Source organism: Actinophytocola gossypii (genome assembly GCF_025165815.1).
Classification (GTDB): domain Bacteria; phylum Actinomycetota; class Actinomycetes; order Mycobacteriales; family Pseudonocardiaceae; genus Actinophytocola; species Actinophytocola gossypii.
In genome coordinates, this window is sequence record NZ_JAFFZE010000019.1 from 192,385 (window position 1) to 212,995 (window position 20,611).

General features: G+C 71.1%; 21 protein-coding genes, 1 tRNA gene and 1 pseudogene. 15 read left to right on the top strand and 8 right to left on the bottom strand.

The window, feature by feature from the left end:
- The first annotated feature begins 114 nt into the window (after positions 1–114).
- Both JT362_RS26210 and JT362_RS26215 read left to right on the top strand, forming a co-directional pair.
- The gene (locus JT362_RS26210; protein ID WP_260194409.1) at positions 115–1,119 is read left to right on the top strand and encodes a hypothetical protein; all 1,005 of its coding nucleotides are present in this window, start codon (positions 115–117) and stop codon (positions 1,117–1,119) included.
- The gene (locus JT362_RS26215; protein WP_260194411.1) at positions 1,116–1,688 is read left to right on the top strand and encodes a DUF3558 family protein; all 573 of its coding nucleotides are present in this window, start codon (positions 1,116–1,118) and stop codon (positions 1,686–1,688) included. Before JT362_RS26210 ends, JT362_RS26215 begins: the two co-directional genes overlap by 4 nt.
- 173 nt (positions 1,689–1,861) lie before the next feature.
- Here the strand turns inward: JT362_RS26215 and JT362_RS26220 are convergent, their stop codons facing one another.
- From JT362_RS26220 to JT362_RS26250, 7 genes and pseudogenes are all read right to left on the bottom strand, one after another.
- The gene (locus JT362_RS26220) at positions 1,862–2,812 is read right to left on the bottom strand and encodes a lysylphosphatidylglycerol synthase domain-containing protein (protein WP_260194412.1); all 951 of its coding nucleotides are present in this window, start codon (positions 2,810–2,812) and stop codon (positions 1,862–1,864) included.
- The gene (locus JT362_RS26225; protein WP_260194413.1) at positions 2,805–3,515 is read right to left on the bottom strand and encodes a class I SAM-dependent methyltransferase; all 711 of its coding nucleotides are present in this window, start codon (positions 3,513–3,515) and stop codon (positions 2,805–2,807) included. The genes JT362_RS26220 and JT362_RS26225 overlap by 8 nt, the downstream gene beginning before the upstream one ends.
- The gene (locus tag JT362_RS26230) at positions 3,512–4,522 is read right to left on the bottom strand and encodes a glycosyltransferase family 2 protein (protein WP_260194414.1); all 1,011 of its coding nucleotides are present in this window, start codon (positions 4,520–4,522) and stop codon (positions 3,512–3,514) included. Before JT362_RS26230 ends, JT362_RS26225 begins: the two co-directional genes overlap by 4 nt.
- Positions 4,523–4,524: 2 nt before the next feature.
- Positions 4,525–6,246 (bottom strand): hypothetical protein, encoded by a 1,722-nt coding sequence (locus JT362_RS26235; protein WP_260194416.1) that lies wholly within the window; start codon positions 6,244–6,246, stop codon positions 4,525–4,527.
- 90 nt (positions 6,247–6,336) lie between these two features.
- The gene (locus JT362_RS26240) at positions 6,337–6,564 is read right to left on the bottom strand and encodes a DUF1707 domain-containing protein (RefSeq protein WP_260194418.1); all 228 of its coding nucleotides are present in this window, start codon (positions 6,562–6,564) and stop codon (positions 6,337–6,339) included.
- A 10-nt stretch (positions 6,565–6,574) separates the two neighbouring features.
- A pseudogene (locus JT362_RS26245) lies at positions 6,575–6,850 on the bottom strand (type II toxin-antitoxin system Phd/YefM family antitoxin); the annotation flags it as partial.
- 68 nt (positions 6,851–6,918) lie between these two features.
- A tRNA-Gly gene (locus tag JT362_RS26250) sits at positions 6,919–6,994 on the bottom strand.
- Positions 6,995–7,198: 204 nt separating this feature from the next.
- Between JT362_RS26250 and JT362_RS26255 the strand changes: the two genes are divergently transcribed.
- The 4 genes from JT362_RS26255 (at position 7,199) to JT362_RS26270 (ending at position 11,497) form a co-directional block, all read left to right on the top strand.
- Entirely contained in the window at positions 7,199–8,788 is a 1,590-nt protein-coding gene (locus JT362_RS26255) for a sigma-70 family RNA polymerase sigma factor (RefSeq protein ID WP_260194420.1), read from the top strand.
- 76 nt (positions 8,789–8,864) lie between these two features.
- The gene (locus tag JT362_RS26260; protein ID WP_260194421.1) at positions 8,865–9,299 is read left to right on the top strand and encodes a DUF983 domain-containing protein; all 435 of its coding nucleotides are present in this window, start codon (positions 8,865–8,867) and stop codon (positions 9,297–9,299) included.
- Between the two features lie 18 nt (positions 9,300–9,317).
- Positions 9,318–10,184, top strand: a complete 867-nt coding sequence (locus JT362_RS26265) for an Fpg/Nei family DNA glycosylase (RefSeq protein ID WP_260194423.1) — start codon at positions 9,318–9,320, stop codon at positions 10,182–10,184.
- A gap of 35 nt (positions 10,185–10,219) precedes the next feature.
- On the top strand, positions 10,220–11,497 hold the full coding sequence (locus tag JT362_RS26270; RefSeq protein WP_375546565.1) for a histidine kinase: 1,278 nt from the start codon (positions 10,220–10,222) through the stop codon (positions 11,495–11,497).
- A 2-nt stretch (positions 11,498–11,499) separates the two neighbouring features.
- On the opposite strand, the gene JT362_RS26275 is transcribed toward JT362_RS26270, so the two are convergent.
- Positions 11,500–11,787: a hypothetical protein gene (locus tag JT362_RS26275; RefSeq protein WP_260194425.1), complete on the bottom strand. Its 288-nt coding sequence runs from the start codon at positions 11,785–11,787 to the stop codon at positions 11,500–11,502.
- A 56-nt stretch (positions 11,788–11,843) separates the two neighbouring features.
- Between JT362_RS26275 and JT362_RS26280 the strand changes: the two genes are divergently transcribed.
- The 9 genes from JT362_RS26280 (at position 11,844) to JT362_RS26320 (ending at position 20,443) form a co-directional block, all read left to right on the top strand.
- A complete protein-coding gene (locus JT362_RS26280; RefSeq protein WP_260194427.1) occupies positions 11,844–12,719 on the top strand; it encodes a S49 family peptidase in 876 nt (291 codons plus the stop codon).
- Between the two features lie 61 nt (positions 12,720–12,780).
- Positions 12,781–13,620 carry a LytR/AlgR family response regulator transcription factor gene (locus JT362_RS26285; protein ID WP_260194428.1) on the top strand — a complete coding sequence of 280 codons (840 nt, stop codon included), beginning with the start codon at positions 12,781–12,783 and terminating at the stop codon, positions 13,618–13,620.
- A complete protein-coding gene (locus JT362_RS26290) occupies positions 13,617–14,048 on the top strand; it encodes a hypothetical protein (RefSeq protein WP_260194429.1) in 432 nt (143 codons plus the stop codon). The genes JT362_RS26285 and JT362_RS26290 overlap by 4 nt, the downstream gene beginning before the upstream one ends.
- Positions 14,049–14,078: 30 nt before the next feature.
- Complete coding sequence (locus JT362_RS26295; protein WP_260194431.1) at positions 14,079–15,872, top strand: sodium/solute symporter; 1,794 nt, start codon at positions 14,079–14,081, stop codon at positions 15,870–15,872.
- Between the two features lie 50 nt (positions 15,873–15,922).
- Positions 15,923–17,014 (top strand): sensor histidine kinase, encoded by a 1,092-nt coding sequence (locus JT362_RS26300; protein ID WP_260194469.1) that lies wholly within the window; start codon positions 15,923–15,925, stop codon positions 17,012–17,014.
- Positions 17,011–17,784: a LytR/AlgR family response regulator transcription factor gene (locus tag JT362_RS26305; protein WP_260194432.1), complete on the top strand. Its 774-nt coding sequence runs from the start codon at positions 17,011–17,013 to the stop codon at positions 17,782–17,784. Before JT362_RS26300 ends, JT362_RS26305 begins: the two co-directional genes overlap by 4 nt.
- A 26-nt stretch (positions 17,785–17,810) precedes the next feature.
- A complete protein-coding gene (locus JT362_RS26310; protein WP_375546561.1) occupies positions 17,811–18,134 on the top strand; it encodes a hypothetical protein in 324 nt (107 codons plus the stop codon).
- Positions 18,135–18,246: 112 nt separating this feature from the next.
- Positions 18,247–19,953 carry a sodium/solute symporter gene (locus JT362_RS26315; RefSeq protein WP_260194470.1) on the top strand — a complete coding sequence of 569 codons (1,707 nt, stop codon included), beginning with the start codon at positions 18,247–18,249 and terminating at the stop codon, positions 19,951–19,953.
- Positions 19,954–20,206: 253 nt separating this feature from the next.
- Entirely contained in the window at positions 20,207–20,443 is a 237-nt protein-coding gene (locus JT362_RS26320; RefSeq protein WP_260194471.1) for a DUF397 domain-containing protein, read from the top strand.
- The last annotated feature ends 168 nt before the right edge of the window (positions 20,444–20,611 follow it).

The following is a 20,611-nucleotide window of genomic DNA, read 5'->3' on the forward strand; positions in this document are numbered from 1 at the left end:
GCCAGCACCGCTCGCGAACGAAGCGAATCTTCCGTGTTCACCGCCCGTGATCGAACGAACGCGCTAACGTCATCGGCCTGGAGGGAGTTCGTACGGATTCGAGGGGGATCGACAGTGGGGTTCACCGTGCGACCGGCCGCGTTGCGGGAGCTCGAGAAGCTGCTCGCGCGGGCGAAAGAGGATGTGGGCACCGCCAACGCGCACCTGGTCAACATGGAGCACTTCGCATATGCCGACGGCGCCCTCGCCGTGTGCCTCGACGGCCACCGGGCCGCGTACCGAACGCTGTCGGACTGGCTCGGCGAGGTCGCCGACCCGACACTGACGGCGACCACGGCGGCGGTCGCCGACTCGGCGGCCTACTACGAGCGAACCGACACGACGACCGCCGCGAACCTCGACGCCACCTATCCGGACGCCGACGTCGCCGGCGCTCGTGAACGCGCGAAACACGTTCCGCTGGAGTCCGAGGGCACCGCCCGCTTCGCCGATGTCACCGAACCGGCGAAACACCTCGGCGCGGTCAAGGACTACACCGACGAGATGGAGGCCGGCGCGCTCCAGCTGTGGGACATGATCAGCCCGTCCTCGTTGCTGAACCAGGCCATCGAGGGCGTCAGCGAGGTCGCCGTCATGCTCGACTGGCTGGAGCACTCCTACAACCCGTACGAGCATCTCGCCCGCGAGTTCGTCGGCGAGGCCGGCAGCGCCGGCCGACCTGGCGAGGTGAACGCCGTGAACCAGCCCGCCAACCTCACCGAACTGCTCGAACTGACCAAAGGCACCCGTTACGAGTCGATCGCCGGGAACGAGCAGGAGATCGAGCGGCTGTTCGTCGAGGAGATGACGCGGAGCTCCGACCCCATGATCAGGGAGATCGGCAGTGGTATCGCCGACGGCACGATGACCTGGCATGCCGTCGCCACCAGCTCGGCATACGCCGAACAGATGAACCGCGGTCTGGAGGTCATGCGCGACTTCGACCTCCCCGGCGCACTGGGTGCGCTGGCCGAGCAGGACGCACCGGTGGAGAAACCCGTGGACAAGCCGAGGCGTGAGCCGCATGAGGATGACGACTTGTTCACAGGTGGCCTGCTGAGGAAGCGGCGGCCGCGATGAGGGCGCGGTTGTTGGCCGCCGTTGTCAGCCTGGCAGCCGTTGTCGGCTGCTCCGACGACGGCGGCGGTGCCGGCGGAAGCGAGGACACGTCGGCGTCGAGCCCGGTTGACCGGTCGACGCTCGAGTTCGCTCCGGTGCCCGAACAGCTGGACATCGGCGCGGTCCCCGACGCATGCGGCTTGCTGAGCCCGGCCCAACGCGACGAACTGGGTCTTCCGGTGACGAGTTCGGACTCGCCCCGGACCTGCGACCTGGGAACCGCCGAGAACTCCCACCTACTGAGCATCCACACCGAGCTCTCGCGGCTCGACCGGGTCCACTCCAACTGTTACGAGTCGGAGACCGAGAACGACGTCAGCCCGTGTGACTCCTGGACGGCCGACACCATCGACGGTTACCCGATCATCCGGGCACCGGCCGACTCCGGATTCGGTGTGCTGTGCAACCTCTATCTCGGCGTCAACGATCGGTCTTCGATCATGATTCTCGACGGACAGGTGCACAAGGGCGGGCCGGACTGCACGGTCGCCGACAAGGCCGCGACCTTCATCCTCGAGACCCTGCGTTGAGCGCTACGCCGTGCTCACGACGCTGGTTGTGGGACGGGACCAACGGCTCCGGCGGACGGACCTGCGGATCGCGGCCATGGCCGCAGCGCACCAGTTGCCGCTGCTGAGCAGGAACGCCGAGGACTTCGTCGGCGTGGAACGAGTGCCGGACGTGATCGCCAGCTGAGCCGGGCTCAGCCCGTGGTGACCTCGCTCGGCCGCTCCTTGCGGCGCACCCGGGCCAGGCCGTAACGCAGCGCCAGCACCACGTCCGCCACGGTGTGCGCCACGCGCAGCACCAGGCTGACCGTCGTCGCGGCGGCCACGCCGGTCAGCGGGGTCAGGGCGAGGATCAGCACGGCCTCCCGCGCCCCCACACCCGCCGGCGCGATGAACACCACGAGCCCGACGATCCACCCGAGCGCGAACGCGCCCGTGCACACCAGCGCCAGCACCACGACCGAGTCCGTGAACGGGTCGGCCAGCAGGTACCCGCCGAGCCCGTACCCCAGCCACGCCGGGAACATCCACGCGATCGGCGCCACCAGGTGCCGCCACCGCAGCACCGGCGGCTCCACCCCGGACCGCCCGGCCAGCTTGCGGGCCAGCGCGTTGACCACCTTCGGGTGCAGCAGCACCAACGCCAACGGGATGCACACCCCGGCCCAGCCGAACTGGTTCACCAGGCTCGGCTGGCTGATCAGCAACAGCGCCCCGACCAGCACCGACGTCACCGCGTGCACCACCAGGAACACCGAACCGGCCAGCAGCGCCAACCCGCCGGGCACCCCGTGCTCGCGGGCGAACTTCATCTGCGCCAGGAACGGCCAGATCGAGCCCGGCAGGTACTTCCCGGCCTGCGCGGGGAAGAAGATCCGCCGCGCCGCGGGCGACCCGACCTTCGAACCGAGCGCCGCCAGGCAGTGCTTCCACACCTCCGCGGTGGCCAGCAACCCCAGCACGGTCGCGGCCAGCGCGAGCACCATCCGCCACCAGCCGATCTCGCCGAGCGAGTCGACCACGTCCGGCAGCTGGTCGCGCAGTGCCCAGCCGGCCAGGCCGACCGCCACCACCACGAACACCACGGCGAGCAGGTCCGCTCGCCTGCTCGGTCGTGGCGGTGCCGGCGCGGCCTGCTCAGTCACGCCAGATCAGCCCGGTCGTGGTCGGGTACGGCAGCGTCGGCGTGCCGCCCTTGAGCAGCTCGATCCGCAGGCCGGGCAGCACGGACACCACGTCCCAGTACCGCTTGCGCTTGATGTTGTCGAACACCACCACGCCGCCGTCGGCCAGGTGGTCCAGTGCCCGGCGGAACGCGTCGACCCTGGCCCGGCCGTCCACCACGATCAGGTCGAACGGGCCGCCGACCTGGTCGATCGTGGACACGTAGTCGGCGAAGTCCAGATCGGTGTGGCCGACGCGGTTGGAGCGCACGACGGTGTCGGCGGTGGCCGCGGTCGGCGCGACGGCGTGCAGCTTCACGTTCCCCACGGACGCGCCCGCCACCATCTCGCGGACCACCTCGGCCCACTGGGTGTCGTGCTCGACGCTGTCGACCTGGCCGGCGCGCTTGGCCAGCCACAGGGTGCTCGCCCCGGCGCCGTACTCGAAGATCCGCGCCTCCGGCCGGTCGGCGAGGAACTCCTCCACCCGCCGCATCGCCGGGTAGCTCCACCACGCCATGTCCATCCGGACCATCTCGGTGGCGTCGTGGATCGAGAACAGCGTGGCCAGGTGCCGCACCTTCGCCGAGTCGCTGCGCTCCAGCTTCGTCAGCAGCCCGGCCTTGTCGGCCGCCTTGCGGACGGTTCGCACACCGGTCACGTAGGCGCCCCGGATGCCGCTCATTTCGCTCCCAAAGGTTTCGCCGGCTCGGCCACGTCGGCCGGCTCGAGGGTCTTCGTCCGTTCCGCGATCAGCTCGGTCGCCTCGCGGCGGTTGGCCGTGCGGTGCAGCACGATCTCGGCGATCAACCCGATCGAGATCATCTGCACACCGAGGATGACCAGCAGGATACCCAGCATCAGCAGCGGCCGATCGCCGATGGCCTCGCCGCCGAAGAGCTTCACGACGGTCAGGTAGGCCAGCAGGACGAACCCGAGCAGCCCGGACGCCAGGCCGAGCCCGCCGAACAGGTGCGCCGGGCGGCGGCCGTACTTGGTGATCGTCATGACGGTCAGCAGGTCGATGGCGCCGCGCACGTATCTCTCGAAGCCGTACTTGGACCTGCCGTGCTCGCGCGGCCGGTGGTTGACCGCCAGCTCGCGGACCTTGTAGCCGCTCTGGTGCGCGAGCGCGGGGATGTAGCGGTGCAGCTCGCCGTAGAGCGGCACCCGCCGGTAGACCTCGGTGCGCGCCGCCTTGAGGCCGCAGTTGTGGTCGTTGAGCTTGAGCCCGGTGATCACGCCGGTCATCTTGTTGAAGAACTTCGACGGGATCCGCTTGCCCAGCGGGTCCTTGCGGTCGGCCTTGTGCCCGGAGACCAGGTCCGCGCCGTCCTCGAGCTCGGCGAGCAGGCGCGGCACCTCGGCCGGGTCGTCCTGCAGGTCGGCGTCCATGGTGACGACCAACTCGCCTCGGGCCTCGTCGACGGCGGCGGCGAGCGCGGCGGCCTTGCCGAAGTTGCGCCGCAGCCGCAGCGCGCGCACCCGCTCGCTGTCCCGCGCCAGCTCGCACATCACCGGCCAGCTGCGGTCCGTGCTGCCGTCGTCGACGAAGATCACTTCGTACTCGGTCTCGGGCATCGTGGCGAAGGCGGCGTCGATCTCGCCCAGCAGGATGCGCAGCGTCGCCTCCTCGTCCTTGACCGGGATCAGGACGCTGACGCGCACCTCGGGTATTGCTTCGATACTCATTCTCAGTCTCCGGTGTCGGTGACCTCGGGCGGCAGCCAGCGCATGGCACCGCTGTCGTAGACGACCACGATGCGTGTCTCGTCGGTGACGGGGCCGATCAGTTTGAAGCCTACGTTGGGGGACAGCTCCCAGTACGTGGCGGTGACGTCGCCGCGTGGCTGTCCGCTCACGCCGCCGCCGACGACCTTGCCGTTCCCGTCCACGACGAGAACGCAACTGACCTGGTCGGCCTCGCGGTGGGCGCCGCCGGTCGCCCAGCCGGTGATCAGGTGGGCCTCGCCCCGGTCGTCGATGCTGTTGACCACGCCCACCGGCTCGAACGGGGCGCGCGTGCCGGGCGCGGGCAGCGGCTCCGCGTCGCCCACATCGATCGTGGAGCCCAGTTCGGGGCCGCCGCAGCCGAGGGAGAACGAGTCGTTGAACGGGTAGTGCGACAGCGCGCGCAGGTCGGGCTCGAGCTCGTCCTCCCTGGGCAGCACCGGGCCGAGCGTGTCGCCGTAGCCGGCCCGGATCGCGACCGCCTCCAGCGGGTGCTCCCGGATCTTGTTCCGGAGGTCGGTCGCGGTCGGCACGCCGAGCGTGAAGCCGATGACGCCGATGCCGACCGCCATGGCCGCGATCTTCTGCGCGTTGCGCCGGACACCCCGGTAGATCACCACGGACGTGATCACGAGCAGCGGGATCGCAGCGATCACGGCGATCGAGGAATACCGGCTCTCCAGGCCGAACTCGGCGCCGAAGTCCATCCGGGCCATGCCGGTCATGCCGCAGGCGAGCACGCCGTAGCAGGCGAGCGCCCACCAGAACCGCAGCGCGGGCTGCTGCGCGGTCCGGTTGGTGGCGAGGATCGTGTAGACGACGAGCGTCAGCGCGCCGGCGACGACCGCGAAGCCGGGTACGGTCGCGGTCCACATCTTCCCGAGGATGGTGAGGAAGGTGAACAGCAGCGAGCCGATGTCGTTGGCCGGGGTGCCGCCGACCCAGTCGTTGGGTTTGAGCGCGTACCAGATCCCGATGATGACGACACCGATGCCGAGCGGTGTGACCCGGTAGGTCCAGCGTTCCCTGCGCAGGATCGCCAGCAGCGCGAGCGCGGGCCAGAGCGCGAACGCGGTGCCGTAGCTGGCACTGGCGAGGACCCCGGCGACCCAGGCGGGCCACCACTTGCCCTTGGCCGCGAACAGCAGCGAGGCGACGACGATGAGGTTCGCGGTCAGCCACGCGGCGCCACTCATCGAGCGCACGAACATGTGCATGCCCTGCAGGCTGAAGACCAGCGCGGAGGCGGCGACCACTAGCCCGGCCCGCGCGAGCGGGGGAAGTGACCTCGGCAGCACCGCCCGCAGGAGCAGGACCGTGGCCCCGGCGACGACGATGACCAGGTAGCCGAGTACGCGGTTGTCCCCGTCGGCGAGCTTGGCGTCGAGCCAGTAGAGCAGCGACGGGATGATCAACGGGTGCTCGTTCTGCGGGGTGAACACGCCCAGCGGGCGGAACGAGCCGTCGGGGTTGGTGATCCGGATCAGGACGTACCAGTAGTCGAGCCACTGCAACTTCCCCGCCCGGGCCACTTCCATGATCATGGCCACGACGGGCACCAGGGCGAGCAACTCGACCAGGCGCGCGATGTTGGTGTCGGTGAGCCGCTCCCGCCAGCGGGACGCGGGCGGGCCGGGTTCGGCCGCCGCGTCGGCGTCGTCCTGCTTCACCACGGTGCTGGTCACGACCGGTCTTCCTCCGCGCGAGTTCGGGCGTCCGCCGGAGCGGCGACGGTACATACCATTCCAAAGCCGGTTTGGCGACCGGCGCGCGGCCTAGTTTTTCGGGTTGTTCACGATCGTGGTCTCGTCCCGCGTGCCGACGATCTGCGTCATCTCGCCGGAGGGAGCCTCCCAGGCGGCGGAGCGCGGAATGTGCACCTTGGCGGCCTCTTTGTCGGCTTCGGCCAGGATCGCCGCACTGCGCTCCCGGTACTCGTCGGTCGTGATCTGCCCGCTGGTGAGCTGCTCGCCGAGCTCGCGGAAGCGTTCCTGCCACCCCATGGCGACGTTGTTACCACGGGCGCCGTCGTACCGGGTACGAGGACCGGGTGTGACCGCCGTCGGCTGGGCGGCTGCTCCACCCTTCGTCCCCGCCCGGCGTTACCCGCCGTAGTGGTAGCGGCAGGCCGCGACCCGGATCTCGTCGTCGGCGATCGCGTGCGTTCTCCGGACTGCGAAGCAAGTACGCGGTCTCCTTCAACGACTCGTAGTCGTCGAGCGACACCATCACCACGGGTTCGTGACCAGCACGGGTGATCACGACTTCCTCGCGGTCGTTGACGACCGAGTCGAGAGTCTCGGGTTAACGAGCCCTGGACTCCGAGTAGCTCATCGTCCGCATAGGGGAGGTCATCGTGGAGCGGACGACGGGACTCGAACCCGCGACCCTCACCTTGGCAAGGTGATGCGCTACCAGCTGCGCTACGTCCGCATTGCTCGCGGCAAGTCTAGCGGACGGCTGCGAGCGGCCAAGAAGGGGAGTTCGCTACGCCGTTCGGCCGTCCGGGTGAGGCCGAACAGCCCACGACGTTCGACGGTATCGCCTTCCCGTTCTTAACGTTTGTCGACCACGGGAAACCCTCCTGTGGCATGTTGAGCCAATTCCCGTGGCGGCCGGGAGGAGGTGCCGGGTTCCATGACCGGCGAGGTTCCGAGAGTGACCGGGGCGGACGATCCGACCTCGGAGGACCGTACGTTACTGGCCCGGCTGCGCGCCGGTGAGGACGCGGCCTTCGGGCAGCTGTTCTCCCGTCACTCCACCGCCGTGTACCGGCTCGCCATCGGGTTGGTGAACGACCGGGCGGAGGCCGAGGACCTGACCGCGGAGGCCTTCTTCCGCGTCCTGCAGGCCATCCGGCGCGGCTCCGGTCCGGTGGACAACGTGCGCGCCTACCTGCTGATCGTCGTTCGGCGGGTCGCGCTCGAGTGGAGCCTGCGGCGGCGGGACGTCCCGGTCTCCGACGAGGAGCTGACCAACCGCGCGCCGTCCAACCCGGACACCAGTGGTGCCTTCACCGAGCGGAACCTGATCCGCAGGGCGTTCACCAGCCTGCCGGAGCGGTGGCGCAGGGTGCTCTGGAAGATGGAGGTCGAGGGCGAGCGCCCGGCCGTGGTGGCCACGAACTTCGGGCTCAGCCCCAACGCCACCGCCGCGCTCGCCCGGCGTGCCCGCCAGGGGCTCCGGGCCGCCTACCTGCAGGCCCACCTCGCCGCCGACCGGCACGCCACCGGCTGCCGCTCGGTACTGGAGAAGCTCGGCGCCTACACCGCGGGCAGCACCAGGGGCATCGAGCACCGGCGCATCCGGGCCCACCTCGCGGGCTGCCCCTCCTGCACCGCCATGCACGCCGAACTCCGCGACGTCTGCTCCGGCCTGCGTGCGCACGCCGCGTACCTCGCCCTCCCGGCCGCCTTCGCCGCCGGCGCCACCGCCGCCCACCTCGCCGCCGAAGCCGGCGCCGCCACAGCCGGTACCGCCGGTACCGCCGCGACCGCTGGCGCCGCGACCGCTGGCACCGCCGTCGGGGGCGGGACGGCTACCGCGGCCGGTGTCGGCGTGGCCACCGGGACCACCGCCTCCGTCGTCAAGGTCGGCGGGCTGACCGCGCTCAAGGGCGTCCTCGCCACCACGAAGGCCCAGGTCGTCCTCGCGCTCGGCTCGGCGGCGGCCATCGGTGTCCTCGGCTTCGTCTCCGTCACCTCGACCGGTGACGGCCCGCACGCCCCCGTCGACCTCGCCGGCAAGCGCGGGGTCGAACTCAACATCTCCGACCCGCCCTCCTCGACCTCCTCCACGCTCCGCGCCGCCGAGGGCGAGCTCACCACGCACGCCGAGGCCCCGCGCCACACCCGGCAGACCCGCGACGAACAACCCGCCGACGACCCCGTCCGGCCGACCTCGGACCAGCCGCCGGCCCCCGCCAGCGGCACCACCGACGACACCGGCGCCCGCATCGACACCCCGCTCGTCAGCACCGGAACCTTCGACGAGACCTCCCCGATCCGCTACCGCGAGGAGACCGTCGAACGGCGCACCGAGACCACCAACGGCGCCACCGTCGTGTACGAGACCACGACCGTCACCGAGGTCAACGCCGCCGACCAGACCCGCGTGACCACCGAGACCACGACCTACACCCAGCCCACGTCGACCCCGAGTGGGGGACAGCCGACCCCCCGAACGGTTGAATCTACCCCGCTCGCCTCTACCCCGGACGGCCCCTGACGGGTGCGTCGCCCCACCTCGGTACGTCATCATTGACCCTGATGTTCCCGACCATGCTCGGCGCCGGGAGGCCTCAATGACGCGCGTGGTGCGCGGCGCGGACGGACGTGTGTGGACCCTGCACGGCCAGATGGAATGGCGGACGGACGACTCCGACGAGTTCGAGCACGACGTCGCCGTCGGCGGCGCGGCGGCGATCGTGCTGCTGATGCTGGTGCTCGGGCTCGGGCTGGTCCTCGTTCTCTGGTCACCCGAAGGGCTCGTGGTGCCCCTGTGGGTGGTGCTGTTGGTCCTGCTGGCCTTCCTCTTCTTCCCGGCCCGCTGGGCGTTGCGCCGCCCCTGGCGCCTCGTCGCCGAGACCGGGGACGACGGCGAGGGCGACCCGACCGAGAAGTGGGAGGGCAGCGTCCGCGGCATGATGAACGTGCGCTCCCAGATGAAGCGGGTGGCCAAGAACATCGCCGTCGAGTCGCAGCCGAGCATCGAGGGTCCGTTGCAACTGGTCGCGTAGCCGGGTGAGACTGGGTACGTGCCTGAACTCCCCGAGGTGGAGGCGCTCGCCCAGCACATCCGCGAGCACGGCGTCGGTCGCACCGTGACCAGGGTCGACGTCGCCTCCCTTGCCGTGCTCAAGACCGTCACCCCGCCCTGGACCGAGCTGCACGGCCGAACGCTGACCGCCACCGGCCGGCACGGCAAGTTCCTCGACCTCGACTGCGACGGCCTGCACCTGGTCATCCACCTGGCCCGCGCCGGCTGGCTGCGCTGGGCCGACACCCTCTCCGCCGCCCCGCCGCGCCCGGGTGGCAAGGGGCCGCTCGCGCTGCGCGTGCACCTCGGCCCGCCCGGCCAGGGCCCCGGCTTCGACCTCACCGAGGCCGGTACGAAGAAGGGCCTCGCCGTCTGGATCGTGCGCGAGCCGACCGACGTGCCGGGCATCGCGGCACTCGGTCCGGACGTGCTGGCCATGACCCGGGACGACCTCGCCGCCGTCCTCGCCGGCCGCACCGAGCGGCTCAAGACGGCCCTGACCACCCAGAAGATCATGGCCGGGGTCGGCAACGCCTACTCCGACGAGATCCTGCACCTGGCCCGCCTCTCCCCGTACGCCACCGCCGGCAAGCTCGGCGACGACGCGGTCGACACGCTCCACGACGCCATGCGCACGATCCTCACCGACGCGGTCACCCGCTCGGTCGGCCAGCACGCGGCCACGCTCAAGGGCGAGAAGCGCTCCGGCCTGCGGGTGCACGGCCGCACCGGGATGCCGTGCCCGGTCTGCGGCGACACCGTCCGCGAGGTCTCGTTCGCCGACAAGGCCTTCCAGTACTGCCCGACCTGCCAGACCGGCGGCAAACCACTCGCCGATCGTCGGATGTCTCGGCTGCTCAAATAGGGGGCGCTTGCCAGGCGGTGCACGTACGGTCGAGCATTACAGGCGTGACCGACCTGTTGACCGACCGAGCCGTGGTGGGAGTCCTCGCCATTCTCGTCGCCGTCGGCTTGCTCGTGTTGCTGCTGCGCGGGCGAAAGTCGGAGGGCTCCATCGACGACGCCGTGCTCGACGCGGTCCAGCGCCTGTCCAAGGCGGCCCCGGCGATGCGCAGCGGGCTCACCGAGGAGGCCGCCGACCAGGCCGTCAAGCACCTGGTGGAGATGCTCAAGTGCGTCGCCATCGGGATCACCGACGCGAACGGGAACCTGCTGTCCTGGGACGGCGGCGCCAACGAGCACTACGAGGACCTGACCGGCGCGGTCGACGTCGCGGTCCGCAACGGCCAGCGGGCACACATCCACCACACGAACCTCAACTGCGACCAGCGCGGCCGCTGCCCGATGCGGACGGCCGTGATCGTCCCGCTGATCCCGGACGGGCACGTCGAGGGCACGCTGATCGTGGTCGGCGGCGTCAACTCCAAGCGCCTGATCCGTGCCGCCGACGAGGTGGCGAAGTTCGTCAGCATCCAACTGGAGCTGGCGAAGCTGGACGAGTCCAAGCAGGCACTGGCCAAGGCCGAGGTGCGGATGCTGCGCGCGCAGATCTCCCCGCACTTCCTCTACAACGCGCTGAACTCGATCTCCTCGCTGATCCGCACCGACCCGGAACGGGCACGTGACCTGCTGCAGGAGTTCGCCGACTTCACCCGGTACTCGTTCCGCACCTCCGGCCAGTTCACCACGCTGGCCGAGGAGCTGCGCAACATCGACCGCTACCTGACCATCCAGTCCCAGCGCTACGCCGACCGGCTGAACGTGCGGATCAAGATCGCCCCCGAGGTGCTGTCGGTCGTGGTCCCGTTCCTGGTGCTCCAGCCGCTGGTGGAGAACGCCGTCCAGCACGGCCTGTCCCCGAAGCCCGGCGGCGGCACCATCACCGTCGTCGCCCAGGACAACGGCAACGAGGCGCTGATCAGCGTGGAGGACGACGGCGTCGGCATGGACGCCGACCGCCTGTTCGCCGACCTGCGCGACGCGCACAAGACCGGCTCGCACGTCGGCATCGGCAACATCAACCAGCGCATGCGTTCGGTGTTCGGCGACGAGTACGCGCTGATGGCCGAGACCGCCCCCGGCGCCGGCATGAAGGTCATCCTGCGCGTTCCGAAGTACTTCCCCGGCGTCCGCCCCGACCTGCCCAAGTTCGGCCTGGACGACGAGGAGCAGGAAGAGGACGCCGCCCCGGACGTCCCCTCCCAGGTCTCCCGCTAGCCCTACTCGCCGGGTCTGCGCCAGCGGACCCGGCCGTCCACCAGGTCGGCGTCCAGCCCGGGCCCCGCGGCCGGCTCCCAGCGGGTGCCGACGTACTCGCCGAGGTCGATCGAGCCGAACACCGACACGTTCGGGTGCGACCTGACCGCCCTGATCCGCTGCTCCACCCACGAGCGCGCCGCCGACGCCGACCCGAACTCCGCCAGGTCGAGCTGGGTCAGCGACGCCGAGTCGCCGACGCCCAACCAGGCCCGCCACGTCCGCTCGCCGGTGCGATCGGTACCAATCATGCTCCCCCTCCTCGCTGTACAGGAGGCTCGACGGCCAAACCGGATACGGTTGAGTCATGAGCAGCGTCACCGACAAGCTGGTCCAGCGGCTGCCGAAGCTCGGCGAGCGGAGCGGAACCGGCAAGCCCGTCGTCGCCGTGGTCAAGCTGCACGGCGTGATCACCCCGACGCCGTCTCCGCTGGCGCGCGGCACCATCAACATCAACACCGTCGAGTCCGCGCTGACCCGAGCGTTCGACCACGAACGCCTCCGGGCGGTGGCGATCGCGGTGAACTCGCCGGGCGGCGCGCCGACGCAGTCCGCGCTGGTCGCCGAGCGCATCCGGGAGCTGGCCGGCAAGAAGAACGTCCCGGTCATCGCGTTCTGCGAGGACGTCGTGGCCTCCGGCGGCTACTGGCTGGCCTGCGCCGCCGACGAGATCTACGCGCACAACTCCTCCCTGGTCGGCTCGATCGGCGTGGTGAGCGCCGGGTTCGGGCTCTCCGGCCTGCTCGAGCGGGTCGGCGTGGAGCGCCGCGTGCACACCGCGGGCGCGCACAAGGTCCGCCTCGACCCCTTCCGGCCGGAGAAGGAAGAGGACGTCGAGTGGCTCAAGGGCCTGCAGGGCCAGCTGCACGACCAGTTCGTCGGCTGGGTCCGGGAACGCCGGGGCGACCGGCTCCAGGAGACCGAGGAGCTGTTCTCCGGCGAGGTCTGGACCGGCACCCGCGCCGCCGAGCTGGGGCTCGTGGACGGGGTCGGCACCGTGCGCTCGGTGCTCACCGAGCGGTACCCGGACGCGGAGATCAGCGTGGCCGAGCCCAAGCGGCCGCTGCTGGCCCGGCTCGGCTTCGGCGGCCCGACCGGCGGGCTGCTCAGCCCGGCCGACCGGGTGCTGGCCGCGGTCGAGGCCGTCGAGGTCCGTGCCAACTGGTCACGTTTCGGACTTTGAGTCACCCGGTGGAGGTAAGCGTGACGTCGACCATGGACAACCGGTTCTTCCGATCGGCAAGATGCACCACACCGTGACTACCTCAACGAGCGCCCCTGGTCTCGTCGTCCTGGCGGTGGACGACGAGAAGGACGGCATGGACCTCCTGCTGGAACGGCTGGAGGGCAACCGCTACGTGCGTCGCGTGATCACCGCGTTCGACGCCACCGAGGCACTGCGCCACCTCGCCGGCGACGATCCCGAGCTGAACGCGCGCCGCGACTCCGGCCGCCCGATCGTCGACGCCGTGTTCTCCGACCTCAAGATGCCCGGGCTCACCGGCATGGAGATGGCCAAGGTGCTGGCCGGCTTCAAGCCGTCGCCGGTGCTGGTGTTCATCACCGGGCACGGCGAGGGCAACGACGCGGTCGAGGCGTTCGAGCTCGGCGCGGTCGACTTCATCCCCAAGCCGTGCGACCAGACCAGGATGGACCGCGCGGTCCAGCGGGTCATCTCCAAACTGCGCGGCGACGGCATGGCCGGCGAGGCCGCGGCGGCGACCGCCGCCGCCGAGCCGAGCGACGACGAGGTCATCCCGGTCGAGCTGGCCGGCACCACCAAGCTGATCCCGCGCTCCTCGGTCCGCTGGGTCGAGGCGCAGGGCGACTACGCCCGGCTGTTCACCAACGAGGGCTCGCACCTGGTGCGCATCCCGCTGGCGCAGCTGGAGGAACGCTGGGAGAAGGCCGGCTTCGTGCGGATCCACCGCTCGTACCTGGTACCGATCAACCTGATCACCGAGCTGCAGCTCGGCGGCAACGGCTACCACGTCGTCATCGGCGAGGAGGAGCGCAAGCTGCCGGTCAGCCGCCGGCACACCCGCGAGCTCAAGGACCGCATCACCCGGCGTGGCGGCGTGTGAACCGGCACGCGGCCGGTCCGCCGGGCAGGGACGGCAGGGAACCGGGCAAGCCGTACCGGGACCCGCCGACCGCCCCGCGCCGCAAGCGGGTGGTGCTCGCGGACTCCCGCGCGCCGGTGACGGTGCTGCGCACGGTGGTCGAGCTGGAGGAGCAGACCAGCTACGGCGAGGCGCTGGTCACCAACTTCATCCGCAGCCAGCTGAAGTGGTCGGTCCTGCTCGGGGGCATCGTGCTGGCGTACCTCGCGGCCCTGCCCGCCTTGTTCTACTTCGTCCCCGCGCTCACCGACGTGTCGGTCGCGGGCGTACCGTTGCCGTGGTTGCTGGTCGGCGTGGCGCCGTTCCCGTTGTTGTTCGGCGTCGCGTACTGGTACAACTCCAAGGCCGAACGGCAGGAGCAGGCGTTCGTCGCGTTGGTGGAGAAGTAGCGGTTCTGTTGGGATAGGGACGTCCCTGACGTGGAAGCGAACATCTTGGCCGTCGCCGGGATCGCGCTCGTCGCCGTCGCCACCTTCTACCTCGGCTACCGCACCTCGCGCTCACCCAGCACCACCCAGGACTTCCTGGTCGCGCGCCGCACGGTCCGCTCCCGGCGCAACGCGGCCGCGGTGTCGGGGGAGTACCTGTCGGCGGCGTCGTTCATCGGCGTCGCGGGCCTGGTGCTCAAGGACGGCGCCGACGCGCTCTGGTACCCGGTCGGGTTCACCGTCGGCTACCTGGCGCTGATGCTGTTCGTCGCCGCGCCACTGCGCCGCTCCGGCGCCTACACGCTGCCCGACTTCTGCGAGGCCCGGCTCGGCTCCCGGGCGTTGCGCGGGCTCGCGGCCGCGTTCGTGGTGTTCATCGGCATCCTCTACGTCGTCCCGCAGCTGCAGGCGGCCGGGCTGTCGATCACGAAGATCGTGCCGGGCGCGCCGAACTGGGTGGGGGCGTTACTGGTCACGGTCGTGGTGATCGCGAACGTGTTCGGCGGCGGGATGCGCGCGGTCACCGTGGTGCAGGCGTTCCAGTACTGGCTCAAGCTGTTCGCGATCGCCGCGCCGACGTTCGTGCTGTGCGTGCTGTTCATCGGCGAGGGCGGCCGGGGCAGTGTGACCACCGGGCTGACCGAACCGCTGCCGCCGACCTTCGCCGAGAACACCACCCTCGACGTGCGCACGCCGGTGCTGCTGGAGGTCACCGAGCCGGTGCACCTGGCCGCCAACGGGGTGGTGGACGGCGACGAGGTCAGCGGCTCGGTGTACTGGACGCCGATGAGCAGCCCGTACGAGGTGGACGCCGACACCCAGCTGAGCTTCTTCGCCGGGTCCTCGGTGCCGGTGGTGGCCGGCGCGCCGCCGACCAACGACCTGTGGCTCGCGCCGAGCGGCGACGGCGAGGACGTGTTCGCCACGTACTCGCTGATGCTGGCCCTGTTCCTGGGCACCATGGGCCTGCCGCACGTGCTGGTCCGCTTCTACACCAACCCCGACGGCCGCGCGGCCCGGCGCACCACGCTGCACGTGCTGCTGCTGCTCGGCGTGTTCTACCTGTTCCCGATCCTGCTCGGCGCGCTGTCCCGGCTGTACGTGCCGGAGCTGCTGGTGACCGGCCGGACCGACGCGGCGGTGCTCGAGCTGCCGTCGAAGCTCGCGCCGGGCATCCTCGGGCCGATCCTGGCGGCGGTGCTCACCGCGGGCGCGTTCGCGGCGTTCCTGTCCACCTCGTCGGGCCTGGTGGTCAGCGTGTCCGGAGTGCTGTCGACGGACGTGCTGCGCGGGCGGGTGCGGGACTTCCGGTTCGCCACCGCGGTCGCCGGCGGGGCACCGCTGGCGCTGGCGATCGTGCTGCGGCCGTCGGACATCTCGCTGTCGGTCGGCATGTCGTTCACGCTGGCCGCGTCCACGTTCTGTCCGGTGCTGCTGCTCGGGGTGTGGTGGCGGAAGCTGACCTCGGTGGGCGCGGCGGCCGGCATGGTGGTCGGCGGCGGGCTGGTACTGGCGGCGCTGGTGCTGAACGCGGTCAGCGGGTTCACCGGCAACTGGGCGCCCGCGCTGCTGCTGCAGCCCGCGCTGGTCACGGTGCCGGTCGCGTTCCTGACGGTGATCCTGGTCAGCCGCGCGACGCAGTCGAAGGTGCCGGCGGACGTCAACCAGATGCGGCTGCGGATGCACGCCCCGGACGGGCTCGGCTTCATCCGGGACCGCGCGGTGGCCCGGTTCGGCTCGGCCGAGGAGCGCGCCAGGCTCGCCGACGGCCGACACCGGAAGTGACCGGGATTACCATTCACCCGACCGACGACGGTCGACGGATGGGAGCGCTGATGGCGGTGTCCGCCGGTCGAGCGCCCGATACGGCGCCGGCCCGGTCCAGGAGGCCTTGGGCGCGCACGGATCCGGTCGCGGTGCTGGCGGCCGCCCGGCACATCGCCGACGAGCTGCGGGACGGTCTCGCCGGGTCCGGCGCCCGGGCGGCCGCGCGCGGGGTCCGGCGACTGCTCGACGTCGACTGCGTCGGCCTCGCGGACCTGTCCGGCCGCCCGGTGTGGGCGCCCGCGCCGCCGCCGGGGGAGGGCGCGGAGGCGGCGAACGCGCTGGTCGAGCAGGTGCTGCACTCGGAGTCCAAGGGCGGCCGGCCGCCGCTGCTGGCGCTGCCGCTGCACGTGCACCACGAGCTGGCCGGCGTGCTGGTGGTGTTCGGCAACGCGCGGCGGTCGGCGGTGCGGGAGGCGGCGGCGTGGGTCGTCGAGGCGCTGGAGCGCGGCAGGCTGGAGGCGTCGGCCGAGCAGGCCGCCCAGGCCGAGCTGCGGGCGCTGCGGGCGGAGATCTCCCCGCACTTCGTGTACAACGCGCTGACCGTGATCTCCGCGCTGGTCAGCTCCGAGCCGGACCGCTCCCGCGAGCTGATGATCGACTTCGCCGACTACATCCGCTACAGCCTGGCCAGGCACGGCGAGTACACCACGGTCGCCGACGAGTTCCACGCCATCGAGACCTACCTGGCGTTGCAGCGCGCGGTGCTGGGTGAGCGGCTGGCCGTGCAGGTGCGGGTCGCGCCGGAGGTGCTGGCCGTCGCGGTGCCGTACCTGGTGCTGCAACCGCTGGTGGAGAACGCGATCCGGCACGGCATCGAGCCGCGTACCGGCACCGGGCACGTCACCGTGCGCGGCGAGGCCGAGGGCAACGACTGCGTGATCAGCGTCGAGGACGACGGCCTGGGCATGGATCCCGCGCTGGCCGAGGAGATCCTGGCCGGCCGCGGCGGCTCGGACAGCGTCGGCCTGGCCAATGTGGACCGCCGGTTGCGCCACGTCTACGGCCCCTGGTACGGGCTGGTGGTGGAGACCGGGCCGGGGGAGGGCACCCGCGTGGTGGTGCGGATCCCGCGGTTCCAGCCGGGGGTGATGCCGGGATGACGGGCCTGCGTGTGCTGGCCGTCGACGACGTGCCGCCCGCGCTCGACGAACTGTGCCGCCTGCTGCGCGAGGCGCAGGAGGTCGGCGAGGTCGCCGCGGCCGGCGACCCGCTGTCGGCGCTGCGGATGATCCAGAACGGCCGGTTCGACGCGGTGTTCCTGGACATCTCGATGCCCGGCCTGGACGGCCTGGAGCTGGCGTCCCTGCTGGCGAAGCTGTCCGAGCCCCCGGCGATCGTGTTCGTCACCGCCTACGAGCAGCACGCCGTGGCCGCGTTCGGCATCGGCGCGGTCGACTACCTGCTCAAGCCGGTCCGCGCCGAACGCCTGTCCGACGCCCTGGCCCGGATCGGCCGGGTAGTCCCGGCGAACCGCCCCCAGCCCGAGCCCGTCCAGGCCAGGACGATGGACGCGATGGCCGCCCTGCCGGTCGAGCAGGCCGGCCGCACCAGGTACGTCCGGCGTGGCGAGGTCAGTTTCGTCGAGGCGCACGGCGACTACGTCCGCCTGCACACGGCCTCCGGCGTGCACGTGGTCCGGATGCCGATCTCGCGCCTGGAGGAGTACTGGGAGCCCGCCGGGTTCGTGCGCGTGCACCGCGGCTTCCTGGTCTCCCTGGACCGCGTCCGCGAACTCCGCAGCGACTCCGTCGGCGGCCTCCTGGCCCACACCGACCTCGGCGACGTCCCGGTCAGCCGCCGCCACGCCCGCGAGCTCCGGGAACGCCTCCTGGCGGCCGCCAAACGCGGCCAACTGGATCGGCGCCCCTGATGCCAGGCCACAAGCGCGTAGCCGTCATGAGCCCGCAAACCCGCCTGGCCCACTCCCGCCGCCGCGCCAGAGGCCGCTGGCGCGTCCCCAAACTCGACCCCGCGGGCGCCGACCGCGCCGCCACCCTCTACCGCCGCCAACGCACCCTCGCGGTGGCCCCTCTCCTCCTCCTGTTCACCGGCATCCTCGGCCTCCCCCTGGTCTTCGCCCTCTTCCCCGCCCTCGACGACCTCCGCCTCCTCGGCATCCCCGTCTCCTGGCTGGCCCTGGCCGTCCTGCCCTACCCCGCCCTCACCCTCCTCGCCGGCTGGCAGCTCCGCCGCGCCGAACAAGCCGAAGACCGCCCATGACCCCGCGAGTCGTACCCTCCCGTCCCGCGAGTCGTACCTTCCCGTCGCGCGAGTCGTACCTTCCCGTCGCGCGAGTCGTACGTTCCCGTCGCGCCCGTTGCGTGGGGTCGACGTGATCATCGCGTTCGCGGTGGCGCCGGTGGTGCTGGTGACGTTGCTCATCGGGTTGCGTGGGGTGGCCGCGATGCGTACGACGTCGGACTTCCTGGTGGCCTCGCGGCGGGTGTCGCCGCTGCTCAACTCGGCCGCGGTCTCCGGCGAGTACCTGTCGGCGGCGAGTTTCCTCGGCGTGGCCGGGCTGATCGTCAAGGACGGGGTCGGCGCGCTCTGGTACCCGGTGGGGTTCACCGCCGGGTACATCGCCATGCTCGTGCTGGTCGCGGCGCCGATGCGGCGGTCGGGCGCGCTCACCGTGCCCGACTTCGCCGAGGCCAGGCTCGCCTCGCCCGCGCTGCGTCGGGTCACGGCGGTGGTCATCCTGGTCATCGGCGGGCTGTACCTGGTGCCGCAGTTCCGCACCGCCGGGCTGGTGCTCAGCGCCGTGTCGGAGACGCCGTACTGGGTCGGCGTGGTCATCGCCGGGGTCGGGGTGGCGGTCACGCTCGCGCTCGGCGGGATGCGTGCGGCGACGTACGTACAGGCGTTCCAGTTCTTCCTCAAGCTGGTGCTGTTCATCGTGCCCGCGGTGTGGCTGCTGGTCCAGGTCGGCCCGGCCGCCCGGCAGGAGGCCGTGCACCCGGTCGAGTTCACCGAGTTCGACCACGACACCCGCGTGGTCTTCCGCGTCGGCACCACTCTCGACTTCGCCGAGCCCACGATCGTCCACATCGGACAGGAGGAGCGCCGGGTCGAGGGCACCTGGGACGTCCCGCAGGGCACCACGGTCGTCTTCCCGCGCGGCACCGAGGTCCCGGAGCTGGCCGGCGAGGCCCGCCCCGGCGGCGACGAGTGGCAGCGCCCGCTGCTCGACATCCGCGACTCGGGTCACCCGCTGCTGTCCACCTGGGCGCTGGTGGTCGCGCTCGCGCTCGGCACCATGGGGCTGCCGCACGTGATCATGCGCTTCCACACCAGCCCCGACGGTCGCGCCGCCCGCCGCACGGCCGCGTTCACCGTCGGGCTGTTGAGCGTGTTCTACCTGTTCCCGGGGATCTACGGCGTCCTCGGCCGGGTGCTCGTCCCGCAGCTGTACCTGTCCGGAGCCACCGACACCGCCGTGGTCGCGCTCCCCGCGCAGGTCGACGACGGCTGGCCCGGCGACATGTTCACCGCGCTGCTCACCGGTGGCGCGTTCGCCGCGTTCCTGGCGACGTCGCTCGGCCTGGTGCTGGTGGTGTCCGGCGCGATCTCGCACGACCTGTTGCCGGGTGGGCTGGTGCGGCTGCGGATCACCCCGCTGGTGGTGTCGGCGGTGGTGGTCCTGTTCGCGCTGTCGGCGATCCGGCTGGACGCGGGCGTGCTGGTGACGTGGGGTTTCACCGTGGCGGCGTCGACGTTCTGCCCGCTGCTGGTACTCGGCATCTGGTGGTCGAGGCTGACGGTCGCCGGCGCGATGTCGGGCGTGCTGGTCGGGTTGTTCACGTCGTCCGGGGCCATCGCGTGCGCCCTGTTCGGCGTGCCGCTCGACGGGTGGCTGGCGATCCTGGTGGCGCAGCCGGCGCCGTGGTCGGTCCCGCTCGCGTTCGCGACGATGGTCGTGGTGTCGCTGCGCGGCCGCCCGCCGTCGTGGTCCAGGACGGCGATGCTGCGCCTGCACCTCGACGAGGACAGCGTCGGCACACCCGCCGACCGCCTGCGCGCCCTGCGCGAGGGCGGCTAGGGCCAGATCAGCGCCATCGGCTCGAACCGCGACCAGCTGGTTGACCAGCGCGAAGAGACGCCCACTCGTGCGGGTCCTGCCGCTGTGCAACGGAACGCACAGCTCCATGGATGGCGCGTTTCACGTTGCTGTCGTTTCCCGACCTCGGCGGTCTTGAGCTGCTCTACGTGGAGTCCGCCACCGGGCCGCATATCGAGGATGTGGACGAGGTCCGAGCGCGAAACTGGTGTTCGAAGAGGTTCGCTCGGAGGCGATGAATCCCAGCGACTCCATCGCCCACATCGAGCGCATCATCACCGAGCGGTACGCCCATGATTGTCGAGGCGATCACAGCGGCCGCTCCGGTCAGGACGGCAGCAACGGAAACTGTGTCGCGATCGCGTTCGCTGGGCCGGCGGTTGCGGTGCGTGACTCGAAGTCCCCGAACGAGGGAACTCTGGCCTTCCCGTCCTCCGAAAGGGTGAGCTTCCTCCGCGCCACCAGGCGTTGACCTCACTGTGACCTGAACCACTCGACGCGCCACGCTACCGCTCGTCGACCGTTCGTCGCTCTACCGGGTGAATTGATCCGCGAGAGATTCAGCTCACAGTGCCGGCTTCCTAGGGTCTAGTGAACGTTTTTCCCGTTCTGCGGCCCACAGGAGGCACTGTGAGTAGCA

Coding starts and splice junctions, on each gene's coding strand:
- JT362_RS26215 (WP_260194411.1), top strand. CDS start 1,116: ATGAGGGCGCGGTTGTTGGCCGCCGTTGTCAGCCTGGCAGCCGTTGTC.
- JT362_RS26225 (WP_260194413.1), bottom strand. CDS start 3,515: ATGAGCGGCATCCGGGGCGCCTACGTGACCGGTGTGCGAACCGTCCGC.
- JT362_RS26230 (WP_260194414.1), bottom strand. CDS start 4,522: ATGAGTATCGAAGCAATACCCGAGGTGCGCGTCAGCGTCCTGATCCCG.
- JT362_RS26240 (WP_260194418.1), bottom strand. CDS start 6,564: ATGGGGTGGCAGGAACGCTTCCGCGAGCTCGGCGAGCAGCTCACCAGC.
- JT362_RS26255 (WP_260194420.1), top strand. CDS start 7,199: ATGACCGGCGAGGTTCCGAGAGTGACCGGGGCGGACGATCCGACCTCG.
- JT362_RS26260 (WP_260194421.1), top strand. CDS start 8,865: ATGACGCGCGTGGTGCGCGGCGCGGACGGACGTGTGTGGACCCTGCAC.
- JT362_RS26275 (WP_260194425.1), bottom strand. CDS start 11,787: ATGATTGGTACCGATCGCACCGGCGAGCGGACGTGGCGGGCCTGGTTG.
- JT362_RS26280 (WP_260194427.1), top strand. CDS start 11,844: ATGAGCAGCGTCACCGACAAGCTGGTCCAGCGGCTGCCGAAGCTCGGC.
- JT362_RS26285 (WP_260194428.1), top strand. CDS start 12,781: ATGCACCACACCGTGACTACCTCAACGAGCGCCCCTGGTCTCGTCGTC.
- JT362_RS26300 (WP_260194469.1), top strand. CDS start 15,923: ATGGCGGTGTCCGCCGGTCGAGCGCCCGATACGGCGCCGGCCCGGTCC.
- JT362_RS26305 (WP_260194432.1), top strand. CDS start 17,011: ATGACGGGCCTGCGTGTGCTGGCCGTCGACGACGTGCCGCCCGCGCTC.
- JT362_RS26310 (WP_375546561.1), top strand. CDS start 17,811: ATGAGCCCGCAAACCCGCCTGGCCCACTCCCGCCGCCGCGCCAGAGGC.
- JT362_RS26320 (WP_260194471.1), top strand. CDS start 20,207: ATGAATCCCAGCGACTCCATCGCCCACATCGAGCGCATCATCACCGAG.